Source organism: Bosea sp. Tri-49, from assembly GCF_003952665.1.
In the GTDB taxonomy this organism is placed as follows: domain Bacteria; phylum Pseudomonadota; class Alphaproteobacteria; order Rhizobiales; family Beijerinckiaceae; genus Allobosea.
This window is the reverse complement of the sequence record NZ_CP017946.1, coordinates 5,902,753-5,920,832: the sequence shown is the minus strand read 5'-3', so window position 1 is coordinate 5,920,832 and position 18,080 is coordinate 5,902,753. Positions and strand designations below refer to the sequence as shown.

Genomic DNA, 18,080 nt, shown 5'->3' with positions numbered 1-18,080 from the left:
CCTACTGCCCCCGGGACTCAACGCGATCGCCGCAGCATCGGGACGAGCGTCGGCGACGAACCGACCTGAATCTCGCCGAGCGCTTCGAAGCCGTGACGCCGGTAGAGAGACATGTTGCGCGGGTTCGAGGATTCCAAATAGGCCGGCATGTGATCGCGGTCACATTGTGCAAGCGCGTACGCCATCAAGGCATCGCCGTGACCTTCGCCTTGATGCGCCGGGTCGACGCTGATCAGGGGCAAATACCAATGCGGCTCGGTCAGATGGTACTTGGCCATCTGCTCGAATATCGCGGTGGTTTCGGCGGCAAGAGAGGGCGCAACCGTGCTCTCGACCACCGCACCGAGCTCTTCCTCGTCAGGATGCACCTTGGGGGGGAGCCACAGCGCGACACCGGTGTAGTCGTCGGTGTAAAAGGCGCTTCCGTTGGAGAAGGCCTTGCTCCCGAACGCGCGGGCCATTCGCGGCATAGCCGCAAGATACTGGTTTGCCCGCGGCCAGGTCCATCTCGCCATGGGATCTGTTGCAAACGCCAGCACGACGATTTCGACCGCCGAAGCTTCATCGGCCGCGGTCATGACTCTCACTGTCGGTGATTTCACGCTGACTGACCTCCAAGTGGCGCAGGTGGTTCGACGAAGCGCTCCGTCGTTGGCCCCGGCGACGCAGCGGTGGATCACGCCGCGCCCTGAAACGGCTCCAGGATAGCTCGCGGACGTTCTCTCAGGGAATCTGCCTGCATCTCTCCTGTGTTCGCGTGATGAACTCCATCATGAGGGAGAGTGCTGGCTCGGCGTGCGTTTCGAGCAGGAAATGCCCGCCGTCGAAAATATGCGCTTCCATGCGCGGCAAATCCTGCAGCCATGACAACGTTTCAGCGATCTCGAAGAATGGGTCGTGACGGCCCCACAGCATGAGCGCAGGCGGTTGCCATTTCTTGAGATGGGCGGCGATCGCATCGAAACGCGCAGCGTAGTTCTTGTAGTCGGCGATAAGCGCACGGTGGGTCTCCATGCGGCCGGGAAAATTCATCACCCGCCAGTCCTCGACCCAGGGTTCGCCTCTGATCGTGGCCGCGACGTCCTCGGGCAGGTCACCCGTGTATTGCTCGCGCGTGAACTCGAAGGTCAGGTGGACGGTTGCGGCCGCTTCGTTCTCCTTTGTCGGTTCCGACCAGAACTTCAACGTGGCGTCCCACAGGGGGCCGAAGCCGGTTCGATGTGCGTTGGCGTTCTGGATGATCAAGCCCGAGACAAGCTCGGGCGCCTGCATGGCGATGTGCAGGCCCGCAGGTGCGCCCCAGTCGTGCAGGTAGATGTAGCGGCGACCAATCCCGAGATGGGCCAGCAATTCTGAAACTGCATCGCTGAACGCTGCAAAGGAGGGTGTCGGCGGAACATCGGACTGGCCATGGCCCGGAAGATCGGGCGCGATCACATATGCTTTGCGCGCCAGTCCCTGAAATACGTCGCGGAATGTATGTGCCGAGCTGGGAAACCCGTGCAGGAGGAGCAAGGCGGGGCTGGATAGATCGCCCGCGGTAAAATAGGCAAGCTCGGTTCCACCGGAGAGACGCAGTCGGCTTGGCGCGGGCAGACTCATGCCAGGATCTCGTTTTGCCCTCTGGAGATCGAGTTCAACTCAACCCAGCGGCGCGAGTTCCCGATGTTGCCGAAATCGCAACTTCACGAGCGCTAGCGTTCTCCCCGCCGCAGCGTCATCGCGCTCCGACGGAAGCGTCGTTATCCGCCCCATGATCACTCAACATGTGGTCAGCCAAGCTGTAGCAGTGGCTCGCCTGATAGGCGTTCCGGCCCCGGTTCATATGCGTCAGATTGAACGTCCGGATGGCCTGCAACGCATCGCGCTCCGCGAGGAATTTGCCGATCGAAGAGAAGCCGCGGACCTTGATGCCGAAAATGTCCTCGCCGCGGGGGAAGACATAGCTGACGTCTTCCGGCGTCATCACGCAGCGCTCAAGGAAAGCTTCGTCCACCTGGTCCGGGTCGAGCGAATGGTCCCTGGTAAAATCGGAAAGATGCACCAGAAACAGCGCGCGGATACCCTCATCGTCCGCATAGAGCGAGAAAAGCTCCATCCAGCTCGCATTGACGCGAATGAGCGCCTTGCCCGGAGTCGAGGGCAGGCAGGAAACCGACCAGTAGTGCCGTTCGGTCCGGCGCGGGATCGGGATGCAGTCGCGGCCGTAGTCCCGGAGAATTTCCAGAACGTCTCGAGCCTGCGGCCGGCACAGCAGCTTCCCGAACCGTGCGACGTATTTGAGACGCAGTTCCAGAGACTCGCAGCGCTCGTCGGCGTCGAGCAGGATCGTCTTGCCTTGTATCCAGTCGCGCTGCTGCTCGAGATCCAGAAATCGACGCAGACCGGTGATGCTCGGGCGGCGAGACGCGTTCACGTCAGGTACCCTGTTGGCCCAGTCGGTTCGGATGGGCAGTCAGAAATTCGATCCGCCTCGCCATCAGGTCGACCGAGCAACCGCATAGGCCTGAAACACGGCTCCGTAGAAACAGCCGGAAGCGACAAGCACGAAGGCGTGCCAGATGGCGTTCTGGAACGGAAGGGCCTGCCAGACGTGGAAGACCACGCCCAGCGTGTAGAGAAGGCCGCCAGCCGATATCAGCCACAGGGCGATGCTCGGCAGCTGTGCGATGCTTTCCCACGCCAGGACACCGCTCCAACCGATGAGAAGATAGAGCGCGATCGAAAGGCGGTCGAACCGGCCGGGTAAAGCAACCTTGAGCACGACGCCGACACCCGATGCGATCCAGACAACGACGAGGAGGATATGCGCTACGGCGCTTTCGCCCAGTCTCATCAGGAAAGGCGTGTAGGTTCCCGCAATCAGGATGTAGATGGCCGAATGGTCGAAGCGCCTGATCAGCCACTTCACCGGGGAAACCGGCCACATGTTATAGATGGCGGAGACGATGAGGACGGCCATCAGCGCGAAGCTGTAGATCGCAACTGGCACCAGATCAGGCAGCGGGGCTACTGCGAGCACTTGCACGATCAATGCCGTGACGGCGCAAAGCCCCAAGGCTACGCCGAGCACGTGAACCACGCCGTCTGCCCAAACCTCGGCGCGGCTGAAATCGAAGCGTCCATGGGCTGGTTCGAGCAAGCTGTATCCTCTCGCGGTCGTGCCAAGGGTGCTTGAATCCATCCCGGAATGCAAAGCGTCGCTGCGGCCGAGCCGATAGATGGGGAGTCGACGACGAACGCTTCGGCCTTGTTGCGCCAGGCTTTAGCTCACCGGTGGCGCCGGTCAGGGAAAGCTCTCGATCCGCTCATAGATCAGGCCCGAGCCGGGAGCTGACAGGATCTCGACCTGCATTGCATCCCGCATGCCTTCGGCCATCGCTCGAACCGCCTCAGATGCTGCGGCGAAGACGAGCGCGACTGCCTCCTGCGGCATGCCCGCCTGCCCCATGATCGGATGCCCGCCGGCATCGGGCGCGGTCCTGCCGAGCCTCACTGTCGCCGAGGCCTGGCCTGCGAGCCATTCGGCCACCTGCGCCGCGCTCACATCGGGCATCCGCAGCATGATGAGGAGCTCGCCATGCGAGCAATCGGCGGCGACGAGAGAACGGCAGGCGAGCCGCAGCGGATCGCGCAGATAGGGGCGCATCGCCTGCGTGACCACATCGGGCTGCTCGGCGAGCCGGCGATAATCAGGCGAAGTGAGCACCGCGATATCGGCGAGGTCGTAGACCGTGAGGTATTCCGGCGAGCCGCCGCTCGTCCGATAGCGCGTGGCGCGCAGGATGCCCGGCACCGTCAATCGCTGCGGGACATGGTGGCCGCCATGCCAGCTTTCATAGGCCGCACGCTGCTCGGGCACGACATCGTTGGCGAAGATGAGAAAGGCGCTGCTTCTCATGGCTGCAGCATCACCTTGATCGCGGCGCGGCTGCGCATCAATGCGAAGCCGTCGAGTGTTTCGCTCAGCGGCAGGCGATGGCTGATCAGCTTGCGAAAGCGCTCCGGCGCCGCCGCGATCGCCGCGACCACCTCGCCCCAGCGCGCCACCGGCGCGCGGTAGGAGCCGACGACGCTCTGTTCCGACCGCACCATCGAGGTCAGGTCGAAGCTAGCTGGCCGGGCATGGATGCCGCAGATCACGAGGACGCCGCCAGGCGCGAGCAGGCGCTGCGCCGCACTCGCGACCTCCGGCACCCCGGTCGCCTCGAAGGTCACATCGAAGCTGCCTGGCGCCAGCGGCCGGTCATCGACGAGCGCGTCCCTAATGTCGGCGAAACCGAGTGCGCGGGCGCACGCCAGCCTCGCCGCATCGTCACGCCCAGCGATCGTCAACGCGGCCGCTCCGGCTCGTTCGGCGAAGAGTGCGACGCCCAGTCCGATTGGCCCTGGCCCGAGCACCAGGACGCGCTTGCCTTCCACAGTGCCCGCACGCGCCACGGCTTGCGCCGCGACGGTCAGCGGCTCGGTCAGCGCCGCAAGCTCAGGATCGAGCCCCTCAGGCACGGCGACGCAATTGCGCGCCGGCACGCTCGCCAGGCTGGTGAACCCCCCATCACGGCGGATGCCGATGCCGGTCCGCGCCGTGCAGCCATCCTCGCCACGCTGCCGGCAGCCTTCACAGCGCCCGCAGGTCACCGAGGGCCTGACAACTACCCGCCGCCCGAGCACTTCGGACGGGCCGCGCTCGACTCTGCCGGCGAATTCATGGCCGAGCGTCACCGGCATGGCGCTCGCCATCGCCTCATAACCCGGCGTCCAGTCGGCGATGTGCAGGTCGGTGCCGCAGATGCCGGCCGCCTCGACGCGGACCAACACCTCGTCGTCGCGGCCGAGAGCTGGCGCCTCGACCTCATGGCAGACGAGCCCCGGCTCCGGCGCGGCCTTGCGGATTGCGAGCATGACCGCGCTCTTACGGGTCGACCTTGACGCCGGCGTCCTTGACGACCTTGCTCCAGATCTCGCTTTCGCGCTTGAGAAAGCCGTCGAAGTCGAAGCCGACAGCCGCAGGGATCGAGCCGCTGGCCGCGAGCTTGCGTTGCAGTTCGGTGTCGCCCAGCGCCGTCGCCAGCGCAGTACGCAGCTTCTCGGTCACAGCCGGCGGCGTGCCCTTTGGCGCCATCAGGCCGACCCAGGCCGAGACGTCGAAATCGGCATAGCCCTGCTCGGCAACGGTCGGCACCTTCGGCAGCAGCCCGGCGCGCTCGCTGGTGGTGACGCCGAGCGCCTTCAGCGAACCGCCCTCGACCTGCCCTGCGACCGCCGCCAGCGTCGCGAAAGTGACATCGAGCGCCCCGCCCGCTACGTCGGCGAGCGATGGCCCCTCACCTCGATAGGGCACATGCTGCATCTTGCTGCCGGTACGCATGGCGAAGAGCTCGCCGGCGAGATGGGCGACGGTCCCGGTGCCGCCGGACGCAAACAGAATGGGTTCGGGCCGCTTCTTCGCCAGCGCCTCCAGGTCCTTCATCGTGTTCACCGGCGAATCCGGCCGGGTCACCACGACGAAGGGCAGCTTCGCCATCAGGCCGATCGGCATGAGGTCGCTGCGCCAGTCGAAGGGCATGCTCGCCCGCAGCGCCGGGTTGATCACCATCGTCGTCGGCGCCGCCAGCAGCATGTAGCCGTCGGGATCGGCCTTGGTCACGGCCTGCGTGCCCGTCATCGTCGCGCCGCCGCCGCGATTGTCGATGATGACGCGCTGGCCGAGGATCTGGCTCAGCGACTCGGCGATCAAGCGCGCCGTGACATCGACGCCGCCGCCGGCCGCGAAGGTGACGATCAGGGTGACGGGCTTGGCCGGGTAGGATTGCGCCAGCGCCGGGCAGGCCAACGTGGCCGCCATGCCGGACAGGACGAACCGCCGGCTCACGGCCGGCTGACGCTTCTGCATACTGAAATCCTCCCTGGATTTTTCTGCGCGCACTCAAACGGAGCCGGCCAGCCGATTCAAGCGACGTTGTATGCCGAAGCTATAGCCTTAAGGCATACGACCAGCTTGCAGCTCATCCTTCAGGCAATGCTCGAACTGCTGAATTACCTTGCCACCCGCTGCGAGCGGGCGATGCAGATAGGCCTCGTAGCGCCGGCTCGTCGGCACCGGCAGGCAGCGCAAACGCGACATGTCGGCGGCGCGCGCCGAAAATTCGTCGACGATGCAGACGCCGATCCCGGCCTCGACCAGCGCGACCGCCGTCTCGGCGAAGCGCACCATATGCGTCCGGGCCGGCCGCAAGCCATGATCCGACAGGATGCCGGCCGCCATGTCGCCATGGACGGAGCGCGGCTGGAAGACGATCCAGGCCTGGTCGGCGAGGCTGGTAAGGTTTGCTTCGCCGGGGGCACATCGCCCATGCCGGCCGGCATCAGCAGCACCGGCCGGCCACTGCCGACGGCCGTGCTGACCACCTCGTGGTGCATGACCGGAAACAGCGTTACCGCCGCGTCGGCAGAACCATCGAGCAGATAGGGCAGCACCTGGCTAACGGTCAGGATGTCGAGTTGCAGCGAGACCGCCGGCATGCGCGCGAGCAATCGCGCCAGCGCCGCCGGAACCAGCCCGCGACCGATACTGGGCGAGGCGCCGCAGCGGAACACGGCGCGTTCCGGCAGCGCCGCCTGCGCCGCCCGCTCCACCGCCGAACGCATCTGCTCGAAGGCGCGGTCGATCTCGGCCAGGAAGCGCGAGGCCTCCTGCGTCGGCGTCAGCCGACCACGGACCCGGTTGAACAGCCTGGCGCCGAGCTGATCCTCCATGCGCAGGATCATCCGCGTCACGGTCGGCTGCGCGATGCGCAACTCGCGGGCGGCGCCGGCCAGGCTGCCGCACGCCATCACTGCCCTGAACACCTCGATCTGGCGGAAGGTCAGCACGCTATCCCCGCAGGCGTTCCGGCGAGGAAGTCGCCGGCATCGACGGCAACGAAGCCGCCGAGGCCGGCAGGGTCAAGCGATCACTCGCCCTTGTTGACCGAGATCGGCTTCAGCACGTTGCTCGGCTGGACATACTTGGCGACCAGCGCGTCATAGGTGCCGTTCGCCTGCAGGCGCTCCAGCGCGCCCTTCACCGCATCGCGCAGCTGGCCGCCCTCGGCCGTCTTCGGGAACGGGATGCCGGTGAGCGAACGGGTGAAGGGCTCGCCGAGCGGGATATAGGTGTTCGGCTCGAGCTTCTGGAAGTGGGTCATCGTCTCGCTGCCCTGGACGCCGCCCTGCAGGCGCTGCGTCTTGAGCTGGGTACGGGCATCGACCGAACCTTCCGTGCCGACCACGGTGATCGCCGGCTTGCCCTTGGCGACGCAATTGGCATCGCTCCACTCGCCGATCTGCTTTGGCCAGTTGGTCGAACGGCTGGCACCGACGCTCTTACCGCAGAGGTCCTCGACCGACTTGATCGTCGAGGCGAAGGCGGTGACCGTGTAGAACTGCGCGCCCGAGACCATGTAGTCGACGAAATCGACCGTCTCACGCCGCGCCGGCAGGTCGCTCATCCCGGCCATCACCATGTCGACGCGGCCGGTCGTCAGCGAGGGCAGCATCTGAGCGAAGGCGGTGTCCTGCCACTCGGCCTTGACGCCGAGCTCCTTGGCGATCGCCTCGCCGAGCTCGTAGTCGAAGCCGGCCATCTGGTTGGTCGCCGGGTCCTTGTAGACGATCGGCGCATAGTTCGGCTGGGTCGCGATGACGATCTTGCCCGCGGTCTTGATCCGGTCCGGCAGGGCCTGGGCCTGGGCGGCGAGCGCGGTGCCGGCGAGCAGCGCGGCGGCGAGCGAAAGGCGAAGCATGGTAGTCTCCCTCTTGTCTTTGCTTGGTTCGACTTGGTCTTGGGTCACTTGAGGACGGCGGCGATGAAGTCGCGGGTGCGGGCCTGGCTCGGCGCGACCAGCACCTGCTGCGGCGGCCCCTGCTCGACGATCTCGCCCTTGTCCATGAAGACGACGTCGTTCGCGACCTCGCGGGCGAAGCCGAGTTCATGGGTGACGACGATCATGGTCATCCCGGAGGCGGCGAGGTCGCGCATCACGTTCAGCACCTCGCCGACGAGCTCGGGATCGAGCGCCGAGGTCGGCTCGTCGAACAGCATCAGCTGCGGCTTCATCGCCAATGCGCGGGCAATCGCAATGCGCTGCTGCTGGCCGCCGGAGAGCTCGATCGGATAGGAATCGCGCTTCTCGGAAAGGCCCACACGATCGAGCAGCGCCATCGCCTCGGCGATGATCTCGCGCCGCGGCCGCTTCAGCACCGTGAGCGGCCCCTCGATGATGTTCTGCAGCACCGTCATGTGGTTGAACAGATTGAAGCGCTGGAAGACCATGCCGGTCTTAAGCCGCTGGCGCGCGATCTCGACGTCGCTGAGCTCATGCAATTCGTTGCCGACGCGGCGATAGCCGATCAATTCGCCGGCGACCGTGATCGCGCCGGCGTCGATCTTCTCGAGCTGGTTGATGCAGCGCAGCAGCGTCGACTTGCCCGAGCCGGATGGGCCAATGATGCATTGCACCGCGCCCGGCATGACCGAGAGCGAGACATTGTTCAACGCCTTCAAGGGGCCGAACTCTTTGGTGACGCTGGCGGCGACGACGATCGGGGACAAGGCGGTCACGCTGCGGCCTCCTCGGCGACCTGCGGCTTGGCGCGGCGCTCGCCCCTGCCCTTCGAAAAGGCGCGTTCGAGGAAGAACTGCCCGATCTGCAGCAGGGTGACGACGAGCAGGTACCAGCCGGCCGCGACGATCAGCAATTCGATGACGCGGGCATTGGCGTAATAGACATTCTGCGCATTGCGCAGGATCTCGGAGAACTGGATCACACTGGCTACCGAGGTCAGCTTGACCATGCTGATCACTTCATTGCCGACAGGCGGGATGATCACGCGCATCGCTTGCGGCAGCACGATCCGGCGCAATGTCGTGAGCCGGGTCATGCCGATCGCCTTCGCGGCTTCGGTCTGGCCGAGATCGACCGAGAGGATGCCGGAGCGGACCACCTCGGCGGTATAGGCGCCCTGATTCATGCCGAGGCCGAGCAGCGTCGCCATGAACGGGCCGATGATGTCGATGGTGCGCCACTCGATGACGCCGGGGATGCCGATCGTCGGGAAGACCAGCGCCAGATTGAACCAGAGCAGCAATTGCAGCAGCAGCGGCGTGCCCCGGAAGAACCAGATGTAGAACAGCGCGACGCCGCGCAGCACCGGGTTCGGCGACATGTACATGATCGCGAAGACGACGCCGAGCACGATGCCGAGCCCCATGGCGCAGGCGGTCATGATCAGCGTGTTGACGAGGCCGGCGAGAATGGCCGGCGCGGTGAAGAACTGCGCCACCACCGGCCAGGCGATCTGCCCCTGGGCGAAGGCCTTCACGATCCAGGCCAGCACGAACAGGATCGCAGCAGCGGCGACCCAGCGCCCGTAGAAGCGCTTGGGAACGATGGTCAGGCCGGCGATCTCGGCAAGGCCGCGATCCGGCATGGTCTGGGCTGCACTGCTCATGCCGCGCGCTCCCTCGTCCACTGTGCGAAGCCGGAAAGCCAGCCGCGGAAGCGGCCGATCTGCTCGACGACCCTGGCCGGCGCCGTGCCGCCATGACCGCGGCGCGCCGCCACTGCCGCATCGAGCGTCAACACCTTGAGCACGCTCTCGTCGAGACGAGGATCGATCGCACGGAGTTCCACCGGCTCCAGCCCTTCGAGCTCGCGGCCCATCTCTTCGCAATAGCGCACCAGCGCCCCGCTGATCTCATGCGCTTCGGCGAAGGGCACGCCCTTGCGGGCCAGATGATCGGCGACTTCGGTCGCGAGCGCAAAGCCGGCACCGGCCTGCGCCCGCATCACGTCAGTGCGTGCCTCCATCGTCTCGATCAGCCCGGCGAAGGCCGGCAGCACTTCGCCGAGCACGTCGACCGCGTCGAAGGCGGCGCGCTTGTCCTCGGCGAGGTCGCGGTTATAGGCCAGCGGCAGCCCCTTCAGCGCGCCCAGCATGGCCACGAGATCGCCGGTCAGGCGCGCCGCCCGGCCGCGCGAGATCTCCGCGATATCCGGGTTTTTCTTCTGCGGCATGATCGAGGATCCCGTCGCGAAGGCATCGTCGAGCACGACCCAGCCGAACTGGCGCGAGGTCCAGAGCGTCACCTCCTCCGCCAGCCGCGACAGGTTCGTCGCCAGCATCGCCGCAACGAACAGGAATTCCGCGACATGGTCGCGCGCGCCGACGGCATCGACCGAGTTCTCGCAAGGCCCCTCATAGCCGAGCGCCCTGGCGCTGAGTTCGGGCGTCAGCGCGATCGCAGAGCCGGCGAGTGCAGCTGCACCCAGCGGCGAGAGCGAGGAGCGCTTCTCCCAGTCCTGCAGGCGGGATGCGTCGCGCGACAGCGCCTGGCCATGCGCCATCAGCCAATGACCGAAGGTGACGGGCTGGGCGCTCTGCAGATGGGTGAAGCCCGGGCAGACCGAGGCTGCGTGCTGCTCCGCCTGGCTCGCAATCGCATCGAGCAGCTCGGCCAGCATCGCGCCGACGGTCCGCGCCTCGGCGCGCAGATAGAGCTTGAGGTTGTTGGCGGCCTGGTCGTTGCGCGAGCGCCCGGCCCTGAGCTTGGCGCCGGTGGCACCGATCCGCGCGGTGAGCACCCGCTCGATGAAGGTGTGGACGTCCTCGTCGCTCTCGTCCGGCGCCAGCGCCCCGGCGGCGAGATCGGCGGCAATCGCCTCAAGCGCTGCAACGATGGCCTTCGCCTCGTCCTCGCTGAGCAGCCCGGCGCGTTCGAGCTCGGCCGCATGCGCCTTGCCGCCGGCAATGTCCTGCGGCGCCAGCCGGGCATGGGCGCCGGCCGCGCTCGACAGCTTCATCATGCGCGGATCCGGCGGCTTGCGGAAACGGCCGCCCCAGAGACGCGTATTATGGTTCATGATCTTCTCCCCTGCCTAAAACACTGCCCTCTTGACCGCACAACCGGCAAACGAAACGATCTCCTCCAGGGTAGTCGCTGAAGGAATATCTGTTTGGCCAGCCGCAACCTCCCGCCGTCGACCACGGCACTCCGGGTTTTCCTCGCCGTCGCTCGCCTCGGCTCGACGGCAAAGGCGGCCGGCGAGGTGCACCTGACCCAGAGCGCCGTCTCCAAGCAGATCCAGGCGCTGGAAGACCATCTCGGCACGGAGCTGTTCGAACGCAGCCCCGTCGGGCTGAAACCGACCGAGGCCGGCACGATCTATCGTCCTTATGCCGAGGCTGCGATCGAGCAGATGGAGCGCGGCGCCCGCCGCCTCGCCGAGCGTGCCGCGATCGGCCGGCCGATCCGGCTGCACATGATCGCCATCGCCGGCGAGCGCTGGCTGATGGAACGCTTCCCGGAATTCGCTCAGGCCCATCCCGAGATCGACGTCCAGTTCACCAATTTCGTCAGCGAGAAGGAGATCGAGGAGGCCGACCTCGAGATCGTCCACGGCCTCGGCCCGTGGCCGGATCGTGAATCGCATTACCTGTTCGGTCGCCAGGTCGCGCTCGTCGCCGCGCCTGCGGCACTAGAGCGCCTCGGCGGCTTCAATCGCGCCGCCGACATCCAGAAGATGACGCTGCTGCAGCATTTCCAGATGCCGGCCTTCTGGGCCGAGTTCACCGAGGCGCATGGTCTGCGCGGCGCGGTCCCTGCCCATACCGTGCGCTATGGCTATTATTCCGTGATCATCCGCGCTGCCGTCGCCGGGCTCGGCGTCGCGCTCGCCCCGCGCTGCTACGTCGCCGAAGAACTGGCTTCGGGCGCACTGGTCAATCCGCTCGGCCTCGATTTCGACAGCGCGACCGGCTGCTGGCTGACGGTCAATTCGCAAAGCGAGCGCAGCCCGGCCCTCGACACGCTGATCGCCTGGCTCTGCGAGGAGGCCCGCCGCTTCGAGGCCGCGGGTTGAGCCCACAGTACGCATGCTCTAGACCGACCGTCATGCTTCCGATGGCGAAGGCCCGATGCGCATAGCCGTGACCGGACGGACCGGGCAGGTCGTCCAATCCCTTCTCGCCCGCGCCGAGACAGCAGGCGTGACCGTCATCCCGGTCGGCCGGCCCGAGCTCGACCTGGCGCAGCCGGAAGGCGTTCGGCAGGCGCTCAGCGCGGCAAGGCCCGACTGCATCGTCAATGCCGCCGCCTACACCGCCGTCGACAAGGCCGAGACCGAACCCGAGCTCGCCTTGCGCATCAATAGTGAAGGCGCCGGCGCGGTCGCTGCCGCCGCTGTGGCGCTCGGCGTGCCGCTGATCCAGATCTCCACCGACTATGTCTTCGACGGCATGGCGCCGCATCCCTGGCGCGAAAGCGACGCCACCGCCCCGCTCTCAGCCTATGGCCGTTCGAAGCTCGCCGGCGAGGAAGCCGTCATAGCTTCCGGCGCCGACTGGACAATCCTGCGCACGGCATGGGTCTACAGCCCCTATGGCGCCAACTTCGTGAAGACCATGCTGCGCCTCGCCGAGAGCCGGGACGAGATCGGCGTCGTCTCCGACCAGCTGGGATCGCCGACCAGCGCACTCGACCTAGCAGATGCGATCATCGCCGTGGCGAAGGCACTGGTTGCCCGCCCCGACGATGCCTCGCTGCGCGGCGTCTTCCATGCCGCCGGCACCGGCGAGGCAAGCTGGGCCGATCTGGCCGAGACCGTTTTTGTCGCCTCGGCGGCTCTCGGCGGGCCGAGCGCCGCTGTCAGGCGCATCACGACTTTGGACTACCCTACCCCCGCCCGCCGGCCGACCAATTCCAGGCTCGACTGCAGCCTGCTCATTGAGCGCCACGGCCTGAGCCTGCCGCTTTGGCAGGCCTCGGTGAAGAGCTGCGTCGCCACGCTGCTCGCGCAACCACGAAGCTGAGGGCGCTCGGTACTTCCGCTGCCGGTGCAGAGCGCTCATGCTGCATCGGCTGTGGCCGAAGGCAGCATACCAGTCGAGATTGCAGCGCAGCCGCGCCAAAGACGTGCACGAGGATCGAAGACCCAATGAACGCCCCCGCCACCACGCCCGGCACCTCTCGGCACCCTGCCCTCGATAGCCTGACCGCCTCCCTGCGCGAGTTGCTCGGCCCGCGCTGCTCGACTTCGGACAGTGAGCGCGAGCATCACGGCCATGGCGAATCCTATCACCCGACCAAGGCGCCCGATGTCGTCTGCTACCCGCAGACCACCGAAGAGGTCAGCCAGATCGTGAAGCTTTGCCATCAGGCGAAGGTGCCGGTCATTCCGTTCGGCGCCGGCACCTCGCTCGAAGGCCATGTCGTCGCGCTGCATGGCGGCGTCTGCATTGACCTCTCGCGCATGAACGCGATCACCGAAGTCAACGCCGAGGATCTCGACTGCACGGTCGAGGCCGGCGTCACCCGCAAGCAGCTCAACGAGCATTTGCGCGACACCGGCCTGTTCTTTCCGGTCGATCCCGGCGCCGACGCCACGCTCGGCGGCATGACCGCGACGCGGGCGTCGGGCACCAATGCCGTGCGCTACGGCACGATGAAGGACAATGTGCTGGCGCTCACCGTGGTGCTCGCCGACGGAACGATCGTGAAGACCGGCGGCCGCGCCCGCAAATCCTCGGCCGGCTATGATCTCACCCGCCTCTTCGTCGGCTCGGAAGGCACGCTTTGCGTCATCACCGAGATCACGTTGAAGCTCTACGGCATCCCGGAGGCGAGCTCCGTCGCGGTCTGCTCTTTCCCGGATATCGCCAGCGCCGTTACCTGCGCCATCGAGACGATCCAGTGCGGCATCCAGGTCGCCCGCGTCGAACTGCTCGACGAGACCTGCATGCGCGCGATCAACCGCCACAATAATCTGAGCTATCCCGAGACAGTCGCCCTCTTCCTCGAATTCCACGGCACGGACGCGGCAGTGGTCTCGCAAGCGCAGATGGTCGAGGCGCTCGCCGAGGGCCATGGCGGCGAAGGCTGGCGCTTTGCCGCCAGCGCCGAGGAGCGCAGCAAGCTCTGGCAAGCCCGGCACAACCTGCATTACGCACTGCTCGCCTTGCGCCCCGGCGCCAGCAGCTGGGGCACCGACACCTGTGTGCCGATCTCGCAGCTCGCCACCTGCATCACCGAGATCAGGGAGCACGCCAAGGACGCGCCCTTCCCGGTGACGGCGCTCGGCCATGTCGGGGACGGCAATTTCCACATGGGTTTCCTGATCAGGATGGATTCGCCTGACGAAATCCGCGAGGCCGAGCGGCTGAACGGGCTCCTGGTCAACCGCGCCATCGAGCTCGGCGGCACCTGCACCGGCGAGCACGGCGTCGGCTACGGCAAGGCGAAGTTCCTGCGCCGCGAGCATGGCGACGCCGCCGTCGAGGTGATGCGCACGCTGAAAGCAAGCCTCGACCCCGACAACATCATGAACCCTGGCAAGGTGCTGCCGCCGGCGCTCGATCGGGCGTAAAGCCGCGCCCGCCGTTGCTCAGAACTCGTCACGAAACTCGCTGCGGCGCGCCAGATGGCGGTGGTTTCAAGAACCGGAGCGCAGCGGACATGGGTCCGTGAGCGCCGGAAGCGCAGAAAACGCCGCTAGATGGCCGCCGCAGTAGAGTTTCGTGACGGGTTCTCAGTCGAACCTTGGATGGATGAACGGCCAGGGCGAGGCCTCCGAACCGCGCTCGACCTCGACGACAATCAGGGTCGGCTCGTTCGAGGCGATCGCCTCGGACAGAACCGGTCGCAGCGCCGCCGGTGACCTCATGCTATGCGCCTTGACGCCGAAGCTCTCGGCCAGCCGGATGAAATCGGGGTTGACGAGCGCCGAGCCGATCTCGCGACCGCCAAAGTTGTTGGTCTGGTCGCGCAGCACGTTGCCATAGGCGTTGTTGTTGAACAGGACCGTGACGAGGCCGATCCGCTCCTGCACCGCCGTCGCCAGTTCCTGCACGGCGAACATGAAGCCGCCATCGCCGGTGACCGAGACCACGGCGCGATCGGGATGGGCGACCTTGACGCCGAGCGCCGTCGGGAAGCCGAAGCCGAGCGTGCCCTGATAGCCCTCGCTGACATAGGTGCGCGGCTCGTAGACCGGGAAGCCGAAATAGGAGGTGAAGCCCACCTGGCAGAGTTCCCCGACGAAGAAGCTGTCGCGCGGTAGCACCTCGCGGATCGCATCGAGATAGGAAAGCTGCGGCTGGACCTGCTCGGTCTCCGACCTAGCCGAGGCGCGCAACTGCTGCAGCTCGGCTTTTCGCTCGGGCGCAGAGGCATTACCGCCGAGGCGACGCACGGCCGCAAGCAGCGCCGAGACGGCCGCGTTGGCGTCGGCGACGATGCCGATCGTCGGCACCAGTCGCTCCATCTCAGCCGGATCGATATCGATGCGGATGAGCTGGCGTGCCTGGCCAGGATCCTGGACATAGCTCATCGGATTGGCCCAGCGCATATAGGGCGCCTCCAGGCGCGAGCCGATGCCGAGCAAGAGATCGGTCTTGGCCCAGCGCTTTGCTGCGGCATAGGAGGACAGGCTGAAGGAGTGGTCTTCCGGCACGGCCCCGCGTCCGCCACGGAAGGCAGCTACGGGAGCGCCGACAGCCTCGGCCAGCGCGGCGATCTCGGCGCCGGCATCCTGCGCCCCGGTGCCCAGCATGATCAGCGGCGAGCGGGCTGCGAGCAGGGCCTGCGCCGCCGCCTCGATCGCAGCTTCATCCGCGACCGGAGCAGCATCTTGCTTTGCCATAGGGAAGCGCTCGGGCGTCTTCCCCGGCCCGGCCATCACGTCCCAGGCCATCTCGACGGCGACCGGGCCAGGCCGCCCGCTCAGCATCTGCCGGAAGGCCTCGGCGAGGACGGCGCCGGTATCCTCGACCCGTTCGATCCGCGCGGCCCATTTGGTCACCGTGCGCAGCGTCGCCAGCTGGTCCGGCAATTCGTGGAGATGACCCCGACCCCGCCCGATGAAGGCGGACGGCACCTGGCCGGTGATGCAGAGCACCGGCGCATTGCAGCCGAGCGCGGTCGAGAGCGCTGCGGTGGTGTTGAGCATGCCCGGCCCCGGCACCACCGAATAGACACCCGGCCGCCCGGTCGAGCGGGCATAGCCGAAGGCCATGTAGCCGCAGGCCTGCTCGTGCCGGGCGCCGAAGGTCCGGATCGCGTCCGAGCGCTGCTGCAATGCGTCGAAGAACGCGTACATCTGCGCGCCCGGCAGGCCGAAGACGGTGTCGACCCCATTGGCGATCAGCGCCTCGACGATCGCGGCACCGCCGGTCATCTGCTGCGGAAGAACAGATTTCAGCATGATCTCTGGCATCCTTGGCTCGGCTGGAATGGGGTCGGTGAGAAGTCAGGCCCGGGCGAGGACGCCGGTGGCGACCAGCGCCTCGACGAAGCGTGGCGCATCCTCGCTGCGCAGTCCGGCGAGATTGATGCGCCCGCTCGGCACGAGATAGACCGCGCGCTCGGAGCGCAGCGCCTCGGCCTGCTCGCGCGTCAGCTTAAGGGTCGAGAACAGCCCGCGCTGCCGGGCGATGCCGTCGAGAGCCGGATGCAGGGCGGCAAGCGCCGAGCGAACCGAGTGGATGCGCTCGGCCATGCCGGCGAGCTCGTTCCGCCAATTGGCGGTCAGCGCCTCGCTTTCGAGGATCGCGCGCACCACGGCCGCCCCGTGGTCGGGTGGCATCGACCAGCTCACCCGGGCCGCCGCCGCCATGTTGCTGGCGACCGCCGCGGGCGTGCGTGACTTGACGTAGAGCGCGCCGGTCCGCTCGCGATAGAGCCCGAAATTCTTGTCGCAGGAATAGGAGACCAGCACCTCGGGACAGGCCTCGACGATGCGCCGCGCTCCGGCAGCGTCCAGATCCAGCGTCTCTCCCAAGCCCTGATAGGCGAGATCGACGAAGGGGATGAGGCCGCGCTCGAGGCAGAGCGCCGTCACCGCCTCCCACTGCGCCGCGTCGAGGTCGAGCCCGGTCGGGTTGTGGCAGCAGCCATGCAGCAAGACGACATCGCCGCTCTGTGCCGAGGACAACGCCGCCATCATCGCCTCGAAGGACAGAGTTTGGGTCGTCAGGTCGGCGAAGGCGTAGTCACGCACTGTCAGCCCGGCGGCCTGGAAGATCGGGGCATGATTGGGCCAGCTCGGCAGTCCCAGCCAGATCTGCGCCTGCGGCCGCGCCGCGGCGATCAGGTCGGCCCCGAGCCGCAACGCGCCGCTGCCGCCGGGGGTCTGGAAGCCGACGATGTCGTCCTGCGGAATACGCTGGCCGAAGACGATCGGCCTCAAGAGATCGACGAAGACCGGGTCGCCCTCGATACCGAGATAGGACTTGCTCGGCTGCTCATCGAGCAGGATGCGCTCCGCCTGCTTGACCGCTGCGAACACCGGCGTGCGGCCCTGCTCGTCGCGATAGACGCCGACGCCGAGATCGATCTTGCCGGGTCGCTGGTCCGCTTTGAAGGCCGAGATCAGGGCAAGGATCGCATCTGCCGGCTTCGGCTTCAGGCTCTCGAACATGATGGTCTCCCGATTTCAGTGAGCGTAGCGCGCATCGGACGCAATGTCCGCGCTTTCCGCGTGATGGAGCGAGCCGTCGATGCTAGCTTCCAGCATGAATGGAGTATTCCGTGCGCGAAAGTCGCACAATGCTTGCTGCCGGGGTATCGCACATGCTCGACGCTTATGACGTGAAGCTCCTCTCCGCGCTCCAGCGCAAGGGCGACGCCGCCCATGTCGAACTCTCCGAAAGCGTGCATCTCTCGCCGAGCCAGTGCGCCCGGCGTATCGAGCGGCTGCGCAAGCAGGGCTATATCGAGAAGGTCGTCTGCCTGCTCGATCCGGCGGCGCTCGGCCTGCAGGTCATGGCCCATTCGCTGCTCAGCTTGCGGGCGCATGACGCCTCGCAGAACGCCGCGTTGCAGCAGTTCCTGCTGGACTCGCCGGAGGTGCTGGAGTGCCATGCGCAGACCGGCGATGCCGACATGATCCTGAAGATCGTGGCGCGCGACCTGTCCCATCTCAGCGACTTCATCGACCGGCTGATCGCCGTCACCGGCGGCCTTGCCTCATTGCGGACCGGCGTGGTGCTGAAGTCGATCAAGACGACGACGGAACTGCCGCTGCCGGCCGTCAGCTGACCGG

The 18,080-nt window shown here is 66.7% G+C and carries 18 protein-coding genes and 1 pseudogene; 4 read left to right on the top strand and 15 right to left on the bottom strand.

Annotation, left to right across the window (positions count from 1 at the left end):
• Positions 1-17: 17 nt before the first annotated feature.
• The 13 genes and pseudogenes from BLM15_RS28565 to argH form a co-directional block, all read right to left on the bottom strand.
• Positions 18-602 carry a GNAT family N-acetyltransferase gene (locus BLM15_RS28565; protein ID WP_206438584.1) on the bottom strand — a complete coding sequence of 195 codons (585 nt, stop codon included), beginning with the start codon at positions 600-602 and terminating at the stop codon, positions 18-20.
• Between the two features lie 121 nt (positions 603-723).
• Positions 724-1,602: an alpha/beta fold hydrolase gene (locus BLM15_RS28560; protein ID WP_126115920.1), complete on the bottom strand. Its 879-nt coding sequence runs from the start codon at positions 1,600-1,602 to the stop codon at positions 724-726.
• 115 nt (positions 1,603-1,717) lie between these two features.
• Entirely contained in the window at positions 1,718-2,416 is a 699-nt protein-coding gene (locus tag BLM15_RS28555; RefSeq protein WP_126115919.1) for a hypothetical protein, read from the bottom strand.
• A gap of 63 nt (positions 2,417-2,479) precedes the next feature.
• Positions 2,480-3,142, bottom strand: a complete 663-nt coding sequence (trhA, locus tag BLM15_RS28550; RefSeq protein WP_236846461.1) for a PAQR family membrane homeostasis protein TrhA — start codon at positions 3,140-3,142, stop codon at positions 2,480-2,482.
• A 144-nt stretch (positions 3,143-3,286) separates the two neighbouring features.
• Positions 3,287-3,901, bottom strand: coding sequence for a DUF4286 family protein (locus tag BLM15_RS28545; protein ID WP_126115917.1), 615 nt, complete (start codon positions 3,899-3,901; stop codon positions 3,287-3,289).
• Positions 3,898-4,902, bottom strand: a complete 1,005-nt coding sequence (locus BLM15_RS28540) for a zinc-dependent alcohol dehydrogenase (RefSeq protein WP_126115916.1) — start codon at positions 4,900-4,902, stop codon at positions 3,898-3,900. The genes BLM15_RS28545 and BLM15_RS28540 overlap by 4 nt, the downstream gene beginning before the upstream one ends.
• A 10-nt stretch (positions 4,903-4,912) precedes the next feature.
• The gene (locus tag BLM15_RS28535; protein ID WP_126115915.1) at positions 4,913-5,893 is read right to left on the bottom strand and encodes a Bug family tripartite tricarboxylate transporter substrate binding protein; all 981 of its coding nucleotides are present in this window, start codon (positions 5,891-5,893) and stop codon (positions 4,913-4,915) included.
• Positions 5,894-5,980: 87 nt separating this feature from the next.
• Complete coding sequence (locus BLM15_RS32350; RefSeq protein ID WP_442859474.1) at positions 5,981-6,298, bottom strand: LysR substrate-binding domain-containing protein; 318 nt, start codon at positions 6,296-6,298, stop codon at positions 5,981-5,983.
• Positions 6,299-6,411: 113 nt separating this feature from the next.
• Positions 6,412-6,834: pseudogene (locus BLM15_RS32345) on the bottom strand (LysR family transcriptional regulator); the annotation flags it as partial.
• A 119-nt stretch (positions 6,835-6,953) separates the two neighbouring features.
• Complete coding sequence (locus BLM15_RS28525; protein WP_126115913.1) at positions 6,954-7,784, bottom strand: ABC transporter substrate-binding protein; 831 nt, start codon at positions 7,782-7,784, stop codon at positions 6,954-6,956.
• A 44-nt stretch (positions 7,785-7,828) separates the two neighbouring features.
• The gene (locus BLM15_RS28520) at positions 7,829-8,593 is read right to left on the bottom strand and encodes an amino acid ABC transporter ATP-binding protein (protein WP_126116401.1); all 765 of its coding nucleotides are present in this window, start codon (positions 8,591-8,593) and stop codon (positions 7,829-7,831) included.
• A gap of 5 nt (positions 8,594-8,598) precedes the next feature.
• Positions 8,599-9,492: an amino acid ABC transporter permease gene (locus tag BLM15_RS28515; RefSeq protein WP_126115912.1), complete on the bottom strand. Its 894-nt coding sequence runs from the start codon at positions 9,490-9,492 to the stop codon at positions 8,599-8,601.
• Positions 9,489-10,904 carry an argininosuccinate lyase gene (gene argH / locus BLM15_RS28510; RefSeq protein ID WP_126115911.1) on the bottom strand — a complete coding sequence of 472 codons (1,416 nt, stop codon included), beginning with the start codon at positions 10,902-10,904 and terminating at the stop codon, positions 9,489-9,491. Before argH ends, BLM15_RS28515 begins: the two co-directional genes overlap by 4 nt.
• A 93-nt stretch (positions 10,905-10,997) precedes the next feature.
• Between argH and BLM15_RS28505 the strand changes: the two genes are divergently transcribed.
• The 3 genes from BLM15_RS28505 to BLM15_RS28495 all read left to right on the top strand — a co-directional run bounded on the left by BLM15_RS28505 (position 10,998) and on the right by BLM15_RS28495 (position 14,405).
• Positions 10,998-11,903: a LysR family transcriptional regulator gene (locus BLM15_RS28505; protein WP_126115910.1), complete on the top strand. Its 906-nt coding sequence runs from the start codon at positions 10,998-11,000 to the stop codon at positions 11,901-11,903.
• 55 nt (positions 11,904-11,958) lie between these two features.
• Positions 11,959-12,852 (top strand): dTDP-4-dehydrorhamnose reductase, encoded by an 894-nt coding sequence (rfbD, locus tag BLM15_RS28500; protein WP_126115909.1) that lies wholly within the window; start codon positions 11,959-11,961, stop codon positions 12,850-12,852.
• A 125-nt stretch (positions 12,853-12,977) separates the two neighbouring features.
• Positions 12,978-14,405 (top strand): FAD-binding oxidoreductase, encoded by a 1,428-nt coding sequence (locus BLM15_RS28495; RefSeq protein WP_126115908.1) that lies wholly within the window; start codon positions 12,978-12,980, stop codon positions 14,403-14,405.
• 162 nt (positions 14,406-14,567) lie between these two features.
• On the opposite strand, the gene BLM15_RS28490 is transcribed toward BLM15_RS28495, so the two are convergent.
• Together BLM15_RS28490 and BLM15_RS28485 are read right to left on the bottom strand one after the other, a co-directional pair.
• Positions 14,568-16,241, bottom strand: a complete 1,674-nt coding sequence (locus BLM15_RS28490; protein ID WP_236846460.1) for a thiamine pyrophosphate-dependent enzyme — start codon at positions 16,239-16,241, stop codon at positions 14,568-14,570.
• Positions 16,242-16,286: 45 nt separating this feature from the next.
• Positions 16,287-17,456 carry an amino acid aminotransferase gene (locus BLM15_RS28485; RefSeq protein ID WP_126115907.1) on the bottom strand — a complete coding sequence of 390 codons (1,170 nt, stop codon included), beginning with the start codon at positions 17,454-17,456 and terminating at the stop codon, positions 16,287-16,289.
• 152 nt (positions 17,457-17,608) lie between these two features.
• Between BLM15_RS28485 and BLM15_RS28480 the strand changes: the two genes are divergently transcribed.
• Positions 17,609-18,076, top strand: coding sequence for an Lrp/AsnC family transcriptional regulator (locus BLM15_RS28480; protein ID WP_126115906.1), 468 nt, complete (start codon positions 17,609-17,611; stop codon positions 18,074-18,076).
• The last annotated feature ends 4 nt before the right edge of the window (positions 18,077-18,080 follow it).